This window comes from Leptospira limi (assembly GCF_026151395.1).
Taxonomy (GTDB): Bacteria; Spirochaetota; Leptospiria; order Leptospirales; family Leptospiraceae; genus Leptospira_A; species Leptospira_A limi.
This window is the reverse complement of the sequence record NZ_JAMQPV010000002.1, coordinates 142,981-160,164: the sequence shown is the minus strand read 5'-3', so window position 1 is coordinate 160,164 and position 17,184 is coordinate 142,981. Positions and strand designations below refer to the sequence as shown.

Genomic DNA, 17,184 nt, shown 5'->3' with positions numbered 1-17,184 from the left:
ATACTATTACCGTAGGCAGGGAGAAGGAATGCATGGTGGACCCCGAAATCCTAACCGAGAAGATCGTAACACAAAATAAGACTTTCTTGGTGGATTTGAAGAAAAACCAGGCTGGATTTTACCTGAAAGTATCGGAATGGTCGAATAGCAAAAAATCCTCGATCTTTCTTCCGGCGGAAGGAATCGATCGAATGATCGAAATCTTGCATCAATTTAAAAGCCGGATAGCCGATAATGAGAATACGAAAGACCCGGAGTTAGGAGCCTTTTAGGAGTGAGTTTCATGGGGAAATTAGGAATGACCAAACTGTTGTTAGGCCTCTTCCTTTCAATAGGAATGTTGTACGCGCAGGCAGATACTGGCGGACAAAATACAGCTAACACTGCAAATGATGAGGATAGCCCTCTTAGAAAAATCGTTTTAGATGATTTCGAAGAGGCTGAGGATTGGAGAGTCAAAGCAACCACTCCACTCGGAGAAACAAGAACTTTGAAACTCGTTCAACGCGGGCTCATCAAAGATGTATTCGATGAAAAAACCGTTCCAGAAGATGGCGGTGACAAACTCGAAAAAAACCATATTTTAGGAGTCAAAACTCATTTTGCTGCTAAAGGGTTGGATCGTGTGGAACTTTACCCTCCGCATGAATACATCATCAAAGGGAAAGTAAGACAAATTTCTGTATGGGTTCTTGGAAGAAAATACAGACATACCTTATTTGCTAAATTCAGAGATTATAAAGACGTAACACATAATATCCGTTTGGGTCGATTGGATTTTTTTGGATGGAGAAAGTTGACAGCAACTGTTCCTGGTTTCATCCCACAAAGTTCTAGATTTGCTCTTTTAGATAAAAACCTTCATTTTGTTTCACTTTTTGTGACATCCGATGTTCACGAAGTAGCAGGGGACTTTTACTTTTATGTAGATGACTTGCAAGTGAGAACAGACAGATCCGAAGCAAAATACCCTGGATCTGAAATTAAGGACAATTGGTAAGCGGGGAGAAGGGAACAATGAAACACAAAAATACCAAAATCCTAACTTTATTAGCGCTAACCTCGGTTGCACTCATTGGTTTTGCGCAAGCACAATACAAAGTATCCAATGGAGTGGCAACACCAGTTGGAAACGATATTGGAGCTTTAGAACTTAAAGCAATTACCATTGAATCTTGGGACAATCCAGTCGCTTCCGCACCTTACGGTTGGGAAGTTTTCACCGATAAAGACGGTGTGAACAAAGATGGATCGGGAGACATGAAGTACGATGAAAACAATAAGTATTCACCCGTACTCAATGACTCAGTGAAGTCTCCACTCGTCATGAGAGAAGTGAAATTGGTGCCGGGAAAACCTGGTGACGTGAAAAACGTAGATGCTGGGAATGCGAAGGTATTGGCAGTAAAATTCCAATTTACCTTTCCAGGCAACAACGTTGTTACAGTACGTCCTCCTCGTGCTCCTGAGTATGAAATCACTAGATCTCGACCTTATATTGACGCAGACAACAAAAAGAAATTGGAAAAGGTGTACGGAATTGAAGCACCTGGTAACGTAAAAGCCATTTCTGTTTGGGTTCTTGGCCGTGGAAATGAATACGACTTGGAAGGTTGGTTAGAAGACCATAATGGAAATAGCCATATTTTCCCATTCGGTTCTCTTGACTTTGTTGGATGGAGACCACTCCACATCATCATCCCTCCAGGGATCCCACAGGAAGCAAATGCGTTCCCTGCAACGAGAAACTTGATCTTTAAACAGTTCAAAATTCGTTCCAGACACAATACAGGACCTGAAACTGTGTATCTTTTCTTTGATGAACTACGTGTCCTTGCGGATACATTCGAAGTTCACTTTGATGGAGCAAACCTTGACTTTGACGAAGAGGATTGTAAAAACAAAGTGAAGTTGGAGCAAATGCTCCAAAAATCGGGAGCGATCTCCACTGGCGCAAAAGTGCGTGATTGTGGGGGAAGTAACGGTTCTTCCCAAAACAAATAGATCCCTTTTCACTCCAAGGGAATCTACTTGGACCAGGAAAACCCAGCCAATCGGCTGGGTTTTTTGGCTTTACAGAATCGAACGGACCTGGAAAATGAACCCTAGGACTGTTCTTTTCGCGGATTCATCGCTAAATTTACCGTAACAACTTTATAGGAACTATGAACACCCTTTATTGGAAATACGAAGAGGGAGATTCTTTTCATGCCTGAGACTATTACCGAAGACAAATCAAACAAAATTGCCGATAACGACAAACTAACACCTCTATTTAATGAGGAAATTTATGTTCGTGCTGATGCAGGAACGGTGCCCGTTTCTAAATTCAAAATCTTTGACGATGTCATTGATGCATATAAGGCAGAAAATCGTTTAGCGGAAGCTAAACAAAAAATTGAAGACCATTTCAAAGAACACCCTGAATCAATCTCCGCCAAATACATGTTAATGATCATATCTTTCATGGAAGATTCCATGGGTGATGCGAATTTGGTGAAGAACATTTTGGATTCTTTTAAAGCACATGCAAAATGGACCATCATTGAATACATTACTGATTCTATTTTACGTTTTGGAGACCATAGACTTGCTCTCCGTGTGAAAGCAGAAGCACTCGATAAACTTAAAAAAAATAAAGAACTCAAAGTAGTTTTAGAAAAATTAGCAAAACAAGACCGCAAAAACCCTGAGATCGCAAAGAAGTATGGATTCTCCATTATGGAAGAAGACAAACCGAAAGCGATGTCTTATCTCAAACTTGCGGTTGAGATGTATGCAAAAAACAAAGAATACGTTCCGATGGAAGAAATTTGGCCTACCATCGTTCAAAACAATTATGAAGACGTAGCTTTTTTTGACAAAATTGAAAGGATCCTTCTCGGCCAAAGAGAAAAAACTCGGTTAGTTGGTCTACTTTACCCAATCGTTGAACCCTTTAAGGCAATGGAAGATTGGGATCATGTCATTTACTTCTTAAAGAAAATTTTAGAACACGAACCTGCTTCACAAAAAGCAAGAAACGAGCTCATTCGTTCTTACAAACAAAAGTATGCAGCGCACTCGTTACTCGAAGATTTCCTCAAGATGAGTGAACTTGGTAACAACCGTAAGCCTGTTAAACTTTGTATCACAAATTTCGAACGTAACATTGTATTCGATACTGGAAACTATGTAATGCATAGAAACTGGGGTGTTGGTAAAATTACATCCATCTCTCAAACGGGAGATTCTATCTTTGTTGATTTTGAAGAAAAGAAAGACCACAAACTTTCGATCCAAATGGCGATCACTTCTCTCAAACCTTTGAAGAAAGATCATATTTGGGTACAACACTACGAAGATAAAAAAAGCATCACTACCATGTTCCAAGAGAACTTGGCTGAATTCCTCAAACAACTCCTCACTTCTTACGAAAACCGAATGCTCATTTCTGATATGAAGAATGAACTCATCGGAACTTTTTTGAAAGCAGATGAGTGGTCAAAATGGTGGGCAAAAGTCAAAACCGTTCTCAAAAAAGAAGCCAATATCGGAATGAATCCTAAGAAAAAGGATGAAGTGGTTTACCATGAAAAACCGATCACTCATTCCGAAACTCTCACTCAAAAATTCCAAGCTACCAATGATGTGAATAAAAAATTGGAAATCGCAATGGAAGCAGTGCGAGATTCTGATGAAGCTGCCGAAGCTGGTGAATTTTTTATCTCCCATTATGTGGAAGAAGAATCAGCAAGAGATATCATTCGCAAAATTTCTGCTTACCTTTATTTGGAAGAAGCTGGAAAGGCATGGCCTACGGAAGAATTTTCACATAAAATCCGTGAACCAGAATTAAAAACTCTCATACAAACTTTGACAAAAGAAGATGCTCTGAAAATTTCTAAGTCTTTAGAAAATACAGATATCAAAAAAGGGTTTAAAGATCTCATCCGAGCTCACCACCCAGAAGCAATCAATATCCTAATTGGATTACTTTTCGAAGTTCCAGTGAAGGTAAACAGATCTGTATTCCAAAACTTGGTAGCTGATGAAAAGTATGCAGAACTCAATTTGTTTGTAGAAACTGTATCGAACAAATCAAAAGAAAACCCAGAAGTTTTCCTTTGGGTAGCAAAATCGATTTTATCTCATACTTGGAAATTTGATTGGTTAAAGGTAAGTGAAGAAGACCTAGTACTTCGTGTATTCCGTATCTTAAAACCTCTTGCCAAAATTGAGGACAAGGGAACAAAACTCAAAAACCAAGCGATGGACATTTTGTTCGGAAAAGACAATAGCCTTCTTCGTGACATCTTAACCAATGCTGATGATGAGTATGTTCGTAAATTGTTTGCTCTATTCAAAGAAGTTCCTTATGTGACTGATTTAGAAAAAGACCAGTTGTATGCACTCATTAACGAACTCAAACCAAACATTGTATGGGATGAGTATGATTCAGAAGAAGATGCAGATGATGATCCGTTAGCAAACCTTCCGAACGATGTGGTTCTTGTAACAAGACGCGCATTTAATGGAAAAAAACTTGAATTTGAACACCTTGTAAATGTTGAGATGGCTGAGAACTCTCGTGATATCGGTGAGGCCCAAGAAAAAGGGGACTTACGTGAGAACGCAGAATACAAAGCAGCGATGGAAAAACAAGCACAACTCCAAGCAGCAATTAAACGTTTAGAAGCAGAACTAAAAAGTGCTCGTATCTTAGATTTAAGTGATGTGAAAACAGAAAAAGTAGGAATTGGAACCACAGTTCGTTTGAAAAACAAACAAACTGGTGAAGTTGTCACTTACTCTATCTTAGGTGCATGGGATGCTGATACTGAAAAGAATATCATTTCTTACCAATCACCACTTGCGAAGTCTTTACTAGGTAAACACACTGGCAACGAAGCGACTCTTGTTTTCGGTGCAACAGAAACTGTATACGAGGTATTGGATATCGCTCGTTACTCAATGACTGGACAGGAAGCCTGAAGGTCTTCCCTCCAACCATTTGTAGAAATTAGATCCAAAAACGGTTCGGAATTGTTTCCGGCAAAATCAGAGGCCTTAACTTCCAAAAGAAGATAAGGCCTTTCTTTTTGTAAACTCTTGGGAATCAAAACCCTGATGGCACTCCTATCAGGATCGTATTCATACGGAAAACTTTGCCCATCTACCAGTAGTTCTACATTGGTTCGAAATCCACTCCCCACGTCAGATAATCCATAGTATTTTTCTTCCAGACAATGGTTTCGTACTTCTGGTAGTTCAATGTATCTTGCAATTGATGTCATAGGAAAAACGTTAGGTGGTGTTTCGTCTGATAGAACCATGAGAAAACCAACTTTTGTTAATTTGAAACTAAAACCGTTGGGTTTTCGTTTTGGTTGTATGCCTTGGAATTTACCGATGGAAGAATCAAAAAAATATAAAGAATCTTTGATAGAAGGAGTAAATCCTAAATTCATCTCTCCTTGGCCTTCGCCTTTCCAACTCATTCGTTTGGTATCAACTTGGTAAATTTTGCCTTTTAATGGAAGTCCTTTGGGAATTTTAAACGGAATTTCCTTTTCGAGTATCTCTGTAATGAGTAAACTTCCTTCACCAGAAATTTCAGCTTTTGTTAGATCAATGGAGATAACACCATCCAATGATTTGTATTTGTTTCCTGTTTTTTTGCTAATTGGTTTTGTGCTGAGATCTGGTGTTTGTTCTTCATGGATGAGATCAAAAAATACAGAAGATACATTTCCTGTAGCATCCCGTAAGGAGGCCTGGACTTGGACCTTATCTTTTTTCGGAAACGAACTAAGATTAATTGAATAACCTTCCTCTTTGAAGAGTTTTGGTTGTTCATACATATGATAAAAATAAACAGGCGGTGACAACGAAGACCGATTGATATCGTAAAATTGGTGTTTTTGTGATTTATCTTCAAAGGACAAAAAATCAAAGTTTCTTGAGAAAACGGATTTCCCGTTCACAAAAAGATCCATTCCATACACATTGTTTTTGTTTCTAGATCGAATTTTGTCATAACCGCTTAAACGGATTCGAATTTTGCCTGTTAGTTGGATCGAAGTGAATTTATCTCCTTGTTCTGTATACAATTCAAACTTCCCTTTCCCAATTTCTTTTGCAGTGAGGAGGAGAGGTTTTTCTAATCCGTCTCCTTCTAAAAACATAGATATGATAGTGGGGGGAGTGACATCCTTTTGGTGGATTTCAGCAAAGTATAGCGGATTGATATTTCCTTTTTCGGATCTAAATTCTAAATGAAGGTGAGGAGGGCCAGATCCAGTTTCTCCTGTTTTTCCAATCGCATTGCCTTTTTTAGTAACAAACATTCCCGGTGGAAGTTTGAGTTGGAATCCTGTTGGGTCTCCCATAAGGAGTAGGGCTCTTCTTAAGAGTTCTAATTCATACAAGGTTCCACCAAAGGAGTGTAAGTGGGCATACTTTGATTTGATTTTGTACTTAGGATTGTATAAATTCAATGAAAGTCCATAACCTGTTTTGGAATAACTGATTTCTTCCACATAACCGTCAAAAGTGGCTAGGATATTGTGGCCGTTTAAGCCATAGGATTTAAAGTCTGAACCTAAATGTAGGTTATGGTTTCTGATTTCAGCAAAAGTTCCAGAAACAGGAGAATAATAGGGTAACGGAAATCCAACCTCCGAATGAGGGATTTCTGGTATTTTTGTTTCCGCAAATATGGTGGGTGCCAAAAAAACTAAGGATAGTCCAAACGTAAAAATCTCTCTAGGCCGCATGGGAAAAGTAGAAACCAACCGCATACTTTGTCATGCCTTTCCTTGAAGAAAAGGAAATTCTCTTCGGTTTCGATTCCCTTGACAAACTAGACTTGAGACCTAGTATGACAGGGAACAAATTCCCATGAAACAAGGTGTCATCATTTTACTCTTTCTTACCGTCTCTGGTTGTTCTTTTCTATTTAAAGAACCAGGTAGACCACCAAAAATCGATGGAGTTCCCGTTCCAGATTCCAAACGACTTTTGTACATTCAAAATGTAAGAAACAATACCTACTCACCTGGGATGCACACTAGACTCACACAAATGATCATGGAAGAGATTGATCGCAGAGGTAGGTTCATCACAACTCGTGAAAAAACTCTCGCGAAATACCGATTGTATGCGGAAATTGTCCACTACCAAAAAGTGGGGGATCTCATGGATTTGGCTGACCAACAAATCACCTCTGAATTATTTGTGGTCACTCGAGTGGAAATCATTGAAGCTGAAACTGGAGTCAAAATTCCAATGGAACGAAGTGAAATTCCGGGAAGAGTGCATTTTTCCACCCAAATTGGGTACCGCGAATCAGAATTGGAAGCTCAAAATCGATTGTTACGTGTGATGGCCCTTCGAATTGCAGAAGAAGCAGAAAGAGCTTGGTATTATTCTCTCTCTGGTGTATTGAATTAATTTATTTATTTAGGAGATCTAACCCTTGCAAAACGATCCTATTTCCAATGAAGACACAAAAAAAGAGATGCTCGCCTTTGAAGAATATCTCAAAGAAAAAGGTTTAAAAATTACAAACCAACGTTTGTTAGTTGCGCAAAAGATTTTTTCTTCTCATAATCACTTTACAGCGGAAGGTTTGCTCGACGAACTGAAAGACAATAAAGACCGAATTTCAAAGGCTACCATCTATCGAATCCTTGCGATTATGGTAGAAGCTGGGCTTCTCGAAGAACATGACTTCGGTAAAGATTATAAATATTACGAACACATCATAGGTCACGAACACCATGACCATATCATTTGTATGCAATGTGGTCGAATTGTTGAGTTCATCGACGAACGTATTGAAGAATTACAGAACAAAGCTGCTTCTGAAAATGGGTTTACCATCACGGGACATAGTTTGAATATTTTTGGGAATTGTTTGAACTTTGCAACCTGCGAACATAAGAACAAAAAGTAGTGACATCTATATTTAAAGAAGGCGTCTACGATCCAGGATCGTATGCGAGGACTGGTACATTAACACTAGATGGGATTCAAATCCCAACACCTATTTTTATGCCGGTGGGTACTCGGGGAAGCATCAAGTCACTTACATCGGAAGATATCAACGAACTGGGTTATGAACTCATCCTTGCCAATACTTACCATCTGTATTTAAAACCAGGGAAAGAAGTTTTGGACCATTTTGCTGGTCTCAAAAATTTCATGTCTTACAAAAAAGCATTACTCACTGACTCTGGTGGGTTCCAAGTTTTTAGCCTTGCAAGTCTGTTTAAATTTGAAGACGACGGTGTTCGTTTCCAATCCCATATTGACGGGAGTTATCATAAATTCACACCTGCTTCTGTCATTGATGTGCAGCGCTCTATTGGTTCCGATATCATGATGGTTCTCGATGACTGCGCTCCATATGGAAGTGATACCAAACGATTGGAACTGGCGCTAGAAAGGACACATCGTTGGGCCAAGGAATCGTATCAGTATTGGATGGAAAATCCAAATGGGCAAAATGTATTCCCGATTGTCCAAGGTGGTGTAAACGAATCATTGCGGCTAAAGAGTTTAGAAACCCTTCAAAACATAGATTTCCCTGGGATTGCCATTGGGGGACTCAGTGTTGGGGAACCAAGGCCGGAATACATCCGCATATTGGAATGTATGGCCCCCTATTTGGACAAACAAAGGCCACATTACCTGATGGGTGTTGGAACGGTTGTGGACATCTTAGAGGGAGTCAAAAACGGGATCGATATGTTTGATTGTGTTTTGCCGACACGAAATGCAAGAAATGGCCAAGTATTTACATCTAGAGGCAAAATCAACCTACGAAATGAATCCCATCGATTGAGTGAGTTGCCCATTGATCCCGAATGTGAATGTAAAGTATGTAAAACATATAGTCTTGGTTACATTCGCCATTTACATAAAGTAAAGGAATTAACCGCGTTTTCCTTATCCACCTACCATAATTTATTTTTTATGCAAAGCTTCATGGAAAAGATGCGAAAGTCCATAGAAACAGGCAATTTTCGGCCATTTTATGACCATTGGAAAAATTTGTTTGGTAGCTAAAATTATTAGGTTGACGTACCTATTTTTTTTGAATGCAATTGTACCGTCATTTCTACATTGATTGTAGCTTCATTGAGGAGTCTCTAGACACACATGGAAATCACCAGAAGGGAAAAAGATAAAATCGTAGTACTCGATATTAACGGGGAAATCGACCTTTATAACGCGCCTGAGATCAAGGATGTAATTGCCAAATTGATCGAAGAACAAAAGTATTGCATCGTCATCAATCTCGAGAAGGTATCTTATATCGACTCTTCCGGAATTGGAGCTTTAATTTCAAGTTTGTCCAACCTGAAAAAATACCAAGGTGGATTAAAGATCATCAACGTGGCAGGTTCTGTCCGTAAGGTATTTGAACTCACAAAGTTGACTTCATTTTTTGAAATTTTCGATAGCGAAGACGAAGCAGTCACAGCTTTCAAATAAAAGAGGAAGCGTATATGCGCTTCTCTCTTTTTTTCACCCCCCTACCAAACATTAAGGAGTTTGTTATGTTAAGAAAGAAAAAGACATCTGTCTTTCTCTCCGCTTTGGTATTGTTCTCAGCAGGTTTTGTAAACTGCTCCCAAGAACTACCTCTCAAAGAATTAGCTTTGGCAAAATCTCAAGTTGAAAGAGCTGAAAGACTTTCCGCAGAAGAATATGCACCAGAAGAATACACTGAGGCGAAAAAAAGTTTAGTTTCTGCAAATGAATTTGCTGCTGAAGAAAAAGCATCGGACTCCAAAAAGAGTGCTGATTATGCAATTTCCAAAGCATATGATGCATTAGAAAAAACATTACCGAAGTTAGCTGCAAAATCAAGAGAAGAAGCAGTTGCTGCCATTGACGCAGCAGACGAAGCTTACGCTTCTGAATACACTCCTGAAGAATATAAAAAAGCAGTGAGTGCAAGAGATGCAGGTGAAACCAAATTAGCACAAGCTGATGCTAGTCTTGCTTCTTACTTACGTGAAGATAAAGACGAAACTGCAAAAGAATTAAAAAGAACTGTAGCTTTACAAGAATATGAAGATGCTCATAACCAATTCCAAGAAGCATCAAAAATCAGCTCAGATGCAAGGAAAGTTGCACTTGAGAAATCTGGTGGGGCACTTGTCAAATCTGCAGATGAAGTAGACGCATTACTCGACAAAGCGGCATCTTATTCAAAAGCAGGAAACCCAGCAATCGATGAAGAAAAAGCGAGAGTGGCTTCTGCAAGAGAAGACATCCAAGCAGGTAAACTAAAATCAGCGGACGAAAAAATCAAGGCTGCTCGATTGGCATCTGCTTCTTTATTGCAAGATTCCATTAAAGACCATGCTAAAAATCGAAATGCACAAGCGCGTGAAGTGGTTGAAGATGCAAACGTTCGATTTGGTGAGTTAAATGCAGAAACCTATCTCAAATCAAATGCAAAAGAATCATATGCAAGCACACAAGAAAACCTTGGAGCATCCAATGAATCTTTACAAGCATCTGGGAACTTATTAGAACAAGATAAGTTTGAAGATTCAATTGCTCAATCCGAAGAAGCAATTCGATTGGCGGAAATTTCTATCGACCAAATCGAAACTCTCAAAGGAAAAAACAACGTTGCTAAAAAAGATCGCAAAACGATAGAAACAACTGAGACAACAACCACTGAAACAAAAGATACAAAAGCATCTTCTTCTCAAGTGGAAGAATTGTCTGGTGGTTGGAAACGATACACTGTTGAAAAATCAAATCCTGCAGATTGCCTTTGGAGAATCGCGGATCGTGAAGATATTTACAGTGATGCAAAACTTTGGCCACGAATTTTTGAAGCGAATCGTAAATCCATTCGTAATAAAAATCTAATCTATCCAAAACAAAAACTCAATATCCCACCAAAAACGGGAAAAATCGGAAAAGCTCCTAAACAATAAACATTGTTTAGGTGATGTGAAAAAAGCTGTCGTAAAGACAGCTTTTTTTTTGTCTAAATTATAGGATGAATATGAATCGAGGATATACAACTCCGGTAACATCAATCACAGAAAAAGACTTTGAAAGCTTGGTGGAATTGGCTTTGGAAGAAGATTTGCCTGCGGGAGACATTACAACGGATACTTTGTTTTCTGTTGATGAATCGTGTACTGCTATCCTACTTGCTAAAGAGGAAGGTGTATTATGTGGACTTTCCGTGATTCCTTGCCTAATCCAAAAATCGAAAACAAACGTAACTTGGAATCAGATTTTGGAAGATGGTGCCCCTTTGTCCAAGGGAACGATCATTGGTGAGTTAAAAGGATCTCTCGTTGGCATCTTAAAAATGGAACGAATTTTACTCAATTTCATCCAATACCTTTCGGGTATTGCCACAAATGCTAATCGGGTTGCCAAACAGTTTCCAAATCTCCTCATCCTAGATACAAGAAAAACCTTACCTGGTTATCGAAAATTAGCAAAATATGCGGTATACACTGGTGGCGGTGCCAATCATCGAATCAATTTATCTGATATGGCGATGTTAAAAGATAACCACATAACAAAAGCAGGTTCGATTCAATCAGCCGTTCAAATGGTACGGCAAAAAAATCCAGGGAAAAAAATTGAATTGGAAATTGATGGGCTCTCCCAACTAGAAGATGCCATCGAATCCAAACCAGATATCCTTCTTTTGGATAATTTTTCCGATGGGGATACCGAAAAAGCAATTTATATCCTAAGAGAAAAAGCTCCAGAGATTCGCATCGAATGTTCAGGTGGTATTACACCCGATAAATTAAAATTTTTATCTAAGTTTGATGGAATCGGGGTGAGTATGGGATATTTAACTCATACTGTGAAATTTTTAGACATAAGTTTGGATATCAAATAATGGGACTCTATCAAGATATAAAGGACAAACAAGAGTTATTTGATGCTGTCCAAAAAAGACTTGGTCCCGAAAAAGCACAACTTATCGAAAAGGCATATCACATTGCCGATAAAATGCATGAAGGACAAAAAAGGCTTTCTGGCGAACCATATATCATCCATCCGATGAATGTTGCTTCTGTATTGGATGAATTAGGTCTAGATGAAAGGGCAATCGCTGCAGGATTATTACATGATGTTGTTGAGGATACAAATTACACTAAAGAAGATATGGCAAAAGAGTTTGGTGAGGACATTGCCGCTCTTGTAGAAGGTGTTACAAAAATTTCAGAAATTAAATCGCAATCGAAAGAAACAGAAGCTGCGGAAAACATTCGAAAGATGTTACTTGCTACGATTAAAGATGTGCGTGTGATGTTAATTAAACTGGCAGATAAAACACATAATGTCAGAACGTTAAAATTCCAACCGGAAGAGAAACAGAAACGAATCGCTAAAGAAGTTTTATCTCTGTATGCTCCTATTGCGGGAAGGCTTGGTGTATATAAGGTAAAATTTGAATTGGAAGATTTAGCCTTTCAGTCTTTACATCCAGAAGAATACCAAGAAATCAAAAAAAGAGTTTCGGCTAAAAAATCGGAACGTGATGAATACATTGAAAAAATAAAAATTATCTTAAAACAACGATTAGCAGAGATCAATATCGATGCAAGGATAGACGGAAGGGCCAAACATTTTTATTCCATATACCGCAAGATGGTCACTAAGGAAAAATCTTTTTCTGAAATCTTTGACCTACGCGCTGTTCGAATCATTGCGAATGAAATTAAAGATTGTTACGGTGTGCTTGGAATTGTACATACCTTATGGACTCCAATCCCCGGAAGATTCAAAGATTATATTGCCACTCCCAAAACAAACCTTTACCAATCTTTGCATACAACAGTGTTTGGACCTGACGGTCGTCCCATGGAAGTACAAATTCGTACAAAAGAAATGAATGCAATTGCTGAGAATGGAGTGGCGGCACACTGGGCATACAAAGAATCGACTAACCTTTCACGTTCTTCTGTAATCTTACAAAATGGTGTGGAAAATGCCTTCCGTATGAAATGGTTGGAGATATTGAAATCTTGGCAAGATCCAAGTTTAGACTCAAAAGAGTTTATGGAAGAACTCCAATATGACCTTCATGAAGATGAGGTTTTTGTTTTCACACCAAAAGGTGAGATCATCGAAATGCCAAAAGGTGCAACTGTTTTAGACTATGCATTTCGTATCCACACTGATGTAGGCCTACACGCGCGTGGAGGTAAGGTAAATGGCAGGATGGTTACACTTCGTACGGAATTGAAGTCTGGTGACCAAGTGGAAATCATTACGGAAAAAAATTCGAAACCATCACCTATTTGGCTTCGGATTGTGAAAACCTCTGGCGCCAGACAAAAGTTACGTGCTTATTTTCGAAAACTGCAGGAAGATTCCCAAAAAGAAACTATTGGTTCTGTCTTAGAAGCTTCCAATCCAACCTTTGATGAAAATACCATCAAAGAAATCAAAAAAGTAAAAATTAAAAAACCGACAAAACCGAACCAAAACCAAGAAGAATCAAAGGAGTTTGGGATTTCTGTTGCTGGTTGGAATGATGTACCAGTTCGAGTTGCCTCTTGTTGTACACCAATTCCAGGGGATGAAATCATTGGATTTATCACACGCGGAAGAGGCGTTAGTGTTCACAAAAAAGACTGCGCTACTGCAACCAAACAGTTAGAATGGATGAAAACAATTCCAGTTCGCTGGGAAGGACCTGGGGAACCAATCCCGATTCAAATTGAAGTTCGTGCCAAAGACGTACAAGGGATTTATCTATCGATGGTAGAGTCCATTTCGAGTACAGAAACAAATATTTTGGAGGCAGGTGCTTCATCCCATCCAAATGGTACACTTACCGCCAAATTTATGTTAGAGGTTGATCACTTAGACCAACTAAAAGAAATATTGGAAAATTTAAGAATGATCCAAGGTGTTGTGTTTGCCGAAAGGGTTAAAAAATAAACCATTGTATCTCATTTGGTTCTAATTTGAAATACATTCCTTCTTTTTGAGGTTTACCTTGAGGATAAATCTGATTCGAAACAATATTGATTAATGTTTCTTGATATTGTATTTTTTCCTCATAAGAAATCCATCCTGAACAAGGTACTTGATGATAATTCCAAAGGAAAAGTTCTGTCTGATTGTTTGAAATCAATAACCTCATAAAAACAGGCAATTGGTTCATTTCTAAGTAACGTACCGTTTGGTATTCGATCTGAGTGGAACGATTGGAAATTGTGAAGAAGGCTCTCCTGTAAAATTCTTCTATGTCTCTGTCAGGTGATTCGTCATCTGCATTTTTCAATTGTACAGGAATTTTTTTGAGAGAACCAACTTCTTGGCCATCAAAGAGAAGTAGAATGCCTGGTAGACACGATAATAAACTAAAGTATGTTTTGGAATGTTCGCCAAATGTCAGTTTTGCTCTATTTTCGTCGTGATTTTCCAGAAAACGAATTAGGTTAGGTTGTAAAATTTGTCCGGATTCATTTGAAATAAGTTCTGCTACCTGCTCGAATCTATGATGCACCAACTCGTCATAAAGTGATTTATCATAAGTAGCATCAAATCCTAATGAACGTAATGTAACATCTAATCCCCAATACACTTCTGCATAAAATTGAAAATATGGGAATTCACTTTTGACGGAATGAATTACTTTTTCCCAGTGATAGACGGATCGTTTCCCATGAGTTTTTTCAAAAACATCAGGTAAAGGTAACATTGCCATATCGCATCTAACACCATCACAATGTTTTGCGATCTTTTTTAAGATTTGAATGTGGTAATTTTCTACTTCAGGGTTTGAAAAATCCCATTGGATTGTGTCTGTCCATCCATCAAAATATGGATCTTTACCATGTTTGTAACGATTTCCATTCGGATGTAAAAAACTATTTTTATCCTCTTCCGTAAGGAATGATTTTAGAAATAAATTTGGAAATTCGGAAACCAAAGGCGAGTCAATTGCCATATGGTTAGGCACAAAATCGAGAATGAGTTTTTTGTTTTTGGATTGGAACCATTCGTAAATCACTGTTAAGTCTTTCTCTCCACCGATCAGAGGGTCCAATTTGTATTCATAAATGGAATAGGGAGATCCGTATATATCTGTGTTTGCCAGTTGTGATCTGACTGAATGGTAGCCTGTCTTTAGTTCAGGCATTGTTTGAGCGATTCTTTGTGAGCTTGGACTATTTTTCCAAACTCCCATAAGCCAAATTTCATCTGCCCAAGCAAAGGGAGTTTTTTTTTCAAATTCATTCAAAATTACAGGAAGTTGTTCCCCCTTTTTTCCACAAAAAAGCCTTGAGCCTATCTCGTACAAATGGATTTGATGGAAGGGATGTTTCATAAATTAGTTCAATACCATATGGTTCGTTCCCAAGTAATCAAGTTAGTTTTGGTGGGGATTACCTGTCTTTTACCAATTCTTTTTTTTCAAAATTGTTCAGAAGAGGACAATAAAGAAAGTCTGAGCCGCGTCGTTGACCTTGCTTGGGAAGGTGATCCAAATTCCATACCCAAAGCCTTACAACTGAAAAATCCTGTCGCAGACCCAAAGGCTAAAAAGGGAGGTAGGATACGGATCTACTCTCACCAATTTCCAAAATCATTGAACTATTATTTAGACCAGTTCACGACAACTGCAAGAATTTTCACAAGTTTATACGAACCTCTCACTGCTTACCATCCACTTACATTGGAAACCATCCCACACCTTGCAAAGGAATGGAAAATATCTTCAGACAAAAAGAAATTCACTTTTTATTTGGATCCCAATGCACGTTGGTCTGATGGGAAACCTGTTACAGCAGATGATGTCATTTTTACTTATGATACAATCATGAATCCCAAAAATGGAACTGCAGTTTTTAGGATTTCTCTTTCACGTTTTTTAAAACCAGTTAAAGTCGATGACCTAACAGTTGTTTTTGAGGCAAAAGAAGTTCATTGGAATAATTTTAATGATATCGCATCGTCCATCTTCATTTTACCAAAACATCATTTTGAAGGTAAAGATTTTAATAAAGAAAATATGGAATTTCCTATCGTTTCTGGTCCATATAAAATAACTGAAGTCAAAAAGAACCGATACATCAAATTGGAAAGAAGAGGGGATTGGTGGCAAAGGGCTTATCCGTTTAACGAAGGTCGAAACAATTTTGATCAAATTGTATACAAAGTTTATAACGAAGAAGCAGTAGCCTTACAAGCATTCAAAAAAGGTGATATAGACATTTATCCTGTTTACTCTGCATTTGTATGGGTAGAAGAAGCAAAAGGGGAGGCTTTTGATCATAATTGGATCGCTAAACAAAGGATTTTTAACTTAAAACCAATTGGATTCCAAGGTTGGGCAATGAACTCACGAAGATCTATATTTGCTGATAAACGAGTGAGAGAAGCGATGAACCTACTTGTGGATCGTAAATTAATGATCGATAAACTAGCGTATGGTGAATATGATCCAACAAATAGTTATTATCCAGATTTTTATCTAGGTGGTGAAAAAAATCCAAACATTCCAACAGAGTTTAATATTGAAAAGGCGAGGAAATTATTAGCCGAAGCAGGTTGGAAACCTAACTCGGAAGGGATTTTGGAAAAAGATGGAAAACCATTCCAATTTTCCATCCTCGATCGAGATAAAAAAACAGAGAAATATTTTACTGTGTTTCTTGAGAAAGCCAAAGAAGTGGGTATCCGAGCATCGATTGATACATTGGATTTGGCTGCTTGGAGTGAACGAGTTGATAAATATGATTTTGATATGACTTGGGCCGCTTGGGGGTCCGGGATCTTTAAAGATCCTGGATCCCAATGGTTATCAAAGTATGCAGATGAAGAAGGGCAGCCCAATTTACCTGGATTAAAAATACCAGAAGTGGACAAACTGATCGAAAAGCAAAAAACAGAATTTTCAGTATCCAAACGAAATGAAATACTCAAACAAATTGATCGAATTGTTTATAAAGAATATCCATATGTATTGCTATGGCATTTGCCAAGCACAAGACTTTTGTATTGGCAAAAATACGGAATGCCTAGTTTACCACTTGGTAAATATGGAGATGAGAGTTTTTCATCTGACTATTGGTGGTATGATGAAGAAAAAGATAAAAAGTTAACGGAAAGCCTTTCTAAAAAAGAAAAGTTTTTAGATTACGAAGCCATTGTTCGTTGGAAGTAATCTTAGTTAGT

General features: G+C 38.2%; 14 protein-coding genes. 12 read left to right on the top strand and 2 right to left on the bottom strand.

The genetic code is table 11. The features are described from left to right. The first annotated feature begins 35 nt into the window (after nucleotides 1–35). The 4 genes from ND812_RS14310 to greA all read left to right on the top strand — a co-directional run bounded on the left by ND812_RS14310 (nucleotide 36) and on the right by greA (nucleotide 4,974). Entirely contained in the window at nucleotides 36–272 is a 237-nt protein-coding gene (locus tag ND812_RS14310) for a PurA ssDNA and RNA-binding domain protein (RefSeq protein ID WP_015678642.1), read from the top strand. Between the two features lie 11 nt (nucleotides 273–283). After that, nucleotides 284–1,000, top strand: coding sequence for a flagellar filament outer layer protein FlaA2 (gene flaA2, locus ND812_RS14305; protein WP_100744622.1), 717 nt, complete (start codon nucleotides 284–286; stop codon nucleotides 998–1,000). Nucleotides 1,001–1,017: 17 nt separating this feature from the next. Next, a complete protein-coding gene (flaA1, locus tag ND812_RS14300; RefSeq protein ID WP_265376082.1) occupies nucleotides 1,018–2,004 on the top strand; it encodes a flagellar filament outer layer protein FlaA1 in 987 nt (328 codons plus the stop codon). Between the two features lie 204 nt (nucleotides 2,005–2,208). Next, complete coding sequence (gene greA / locus ND812_RS14295; protein WP_265376081.1) at nucleotides 2,209–4,974, top strand: transcription elongation factor GreA; 2,766 nt, start codon at nucleotides 2,209–2,211, stop codon at nucleotides 4,972–4,974. Here the strand turns inward: greA and ND812_RS14290 are convergent. Continuing rightward, a complete protein-coding gene (locus ND812_RS14290; RefSeq protein WP_265376080.1) occupies nucleotides 4,947–6,782 on the bottom strand; it encodes a M23 family metallopeptidase in 1,836 nt (611 codons plus the stop codon). The two genes, greA and ND812_RS14290, sit on opposite strands and share 28 nt — an antisense overlap. Before the next feature lie 100 nt (nucleotides 6,783–6,882). Here ND812_RS14290 and ND812_RS14285 point away from each other — a divergent pair, with 100 nt between their 5' ends. The 7 genes from ND812_RS14285 (at nucleotide 6,883) to ND812_RS14255 (ending at nucleotide 13,938) form a co-directional block, all read left to right on the top strand. Next, entirely contained in the window at nucleotides 6,883–7,434 is a 552-nt protein-coding gene (locus ND812_RS14285) for an LPS assembly lipoprotein LptE (protein ID WP_265357420.1), read from the top strand. Between the two features lie 67 nt (nucleotides 7,435–7,501). After that, the gene (locus ND812_RS14280; protein ID WP_244242780.1) at nucleotides 7,502–7,939 is read left to right on the top strand and encodes a Fur family transcriptional regulator; all 438 of its coding nucleotides are present in this window, start codon (nucleotides 7,502–7,504) and stop codon (nucleotides 7,937–7,939) included. Continuing rightward, on the top strand, nucleotides 7,939–9,054 hold the full coding sequence (tgt, locus tag ND812_RS14275) for a tRNA guanosine(34) transglycosylase Tgt (protein WP_265376079.1): 1,116 nt from the start codon (nucleotides 7,939–7,941) through the stop codon (nucleotides 9,052–9,054). Before ND812_RS14280 ends, tgt begins: the two co-directional genes overlap by 1 nt. A 93-nt stretch (nucleotides 9,055–9,147) precedes the next feature. Next, nucleotides 9,148–9,483 carry an STAS domain-containing protein gene (locus tag ND812_RS14270; protein WP_002975418.1) on the top strand — a complete coding sequence of 112 codons (336 nt, stop codon included), beginning with the start codon at nucleotides 9,148–9,150 and terminating at the stop codon, nucleotides 9,481–9,483. Between the two features lie 65 nt (nucleotides 9,484–9,548). Beyond that, nucleotides 9,549–10,949 carry a lipoprotein LipL71 gene (locus tag ND812_RS14265; protein WP_265376078.1) on the top strand — a complete coding sequence of 467 codons (1,401 nt, stop codon included), beginning with the start codon at nucleotides 9,549–9,551 and terminating at the stop codon, nucleotides 10,947–10,949. 71 nt (nucleotides 10,950–11,020) lie between these two features. Further along, complete coding sequence (nadC, locus tag ND812_RS14260) at nucleotides 11,021–11,884, top strand: carboxylating nicotinate-nucleotide diphosphorylase (RefSeq protein ID WP_265376077.1); 864 nt, start codon at nucleotides 11,021–11,023, stop codon at nucleotides 11,882–11,884. Then, entirely contained in the window at nucleotides 11,884–13,938 is a 2,055-nt protein-coding gene (locus ND812_RS14255; protein ID WP_265376076.1) for a RelA/SpoT family protein, read from the top strand. The genes nadC and ND812_RS14255 overlap by 1 nt, the downstream gene beginning before the upstream one ends. On the opposite strand, the gene ND812_RS14250 is transcribed toward ND812_RS14255, so the two are convergent. Further along, nucleotides 13,928–15,247, bottom strand: a complete 1,320-nt coding sequence (locus tag ND812_RS14250) for an alpha-amylase family protein (protein WP_322113696.1) — start codon at nucleotides 15,245–15,247, stop codon at nucleotides 13,928–13,930. The genes ND812_RS14255 and ND812_RS14250 overlap by 11 nt on opposite strands. Before the next feature lie 78 nt (nucleotides 15,248–15,325). Between ND812_RS14250 and ND812_RS14245 the strand changes: the two genes are divergently transcribed. Further along, complete coding sequence (locus tag ND812_RS14245; RefSeq protein ID WP_265376074.1) at nucleotides 15,326–17,173, top strand: extracellular solute-binding protein; 1,848 nt, start codon at nucleotides 15,326–15,328, stop codon at nucleotides 17,171–17,173. Nucleotides 17,174–17,184 lie beyond the last annotated feature (11 nt).

Bases quoted from the DNA above. Each gene is read 5' to 3' on its own strand.
- greA (WP_265376081.1), top strand. From the start codon at position 2,209: ATGCCTGAGACTATTACCGAAGACAAATCAAACAAAATTGCCGATAAC.
- flaA1 (WP_265376082.1), top strand. From the start codon at position 1,018: ATGAAACACAAAAATACCAAAATCCTAACTTTATTAGCGCTAACCTCG.
- ND812_RS14290 (WP_265376080.1), bottom strand. From the start codon at position 6,782: ATGCGGTTGGTTTCTACTTTTCCCATGCGGCCTAGAGAGATTTTTACG.
- ND812_RS14255 (WP_265376076.1), top strand. From the start codon at position 11,884: ATGGGACTCTATCAAGATATAAAGGACAAACAAGAGTTATTTGATGCT.
- ND812_RS14265 (WP_265376078.1), top strand. From the start codon at position 9,549: ATGTTAAGAAAGAAAAAGACATCTGTCTTTCTCTCCGCTTTGGTATTG.
- ND812_RS14285 (WP_265357420.1), top strand. From the start codon at position 6,883: ATGAAACAAGGTGTCATCATTTTACTCTTTCTTACCGTCTCTGGTTGT.
- nadC (WP_265376077.1), top strand. From the start codon at position 11,021: ATGAATCGAGGATATACAACTCCGGTAACATCAATCACAGAAAAAGAC.
- ND812_RS14245 (WP_265376074.1), top strand. From the start codon at position 15,326: ATGTTTCATAAATTAGTTCAATACCATATGGTTCGTTCCCAAGTAATC.
- flaA2 (WP_100744622.1), top strand. From the start codon at position 284: ATGGGGAAATTAGGAATGACCAAACTGTTGTTAGGCCTCTTCCTTTCA.
- ND812_RS14280 (WP_244242780.1), top strand. From the start codon at position 7,502: ATGCTCGCCTTTGAAGAATATCTCAAAGAAAAAGGTTTAAAAATTACA.
- ND812_RS14270 (WP_002975418.1), top strand. From the start codon at position 9,148: ATGGAAATCACCAGAAGGGAAAAAGATAAAATCGTAGTACTCGATATT.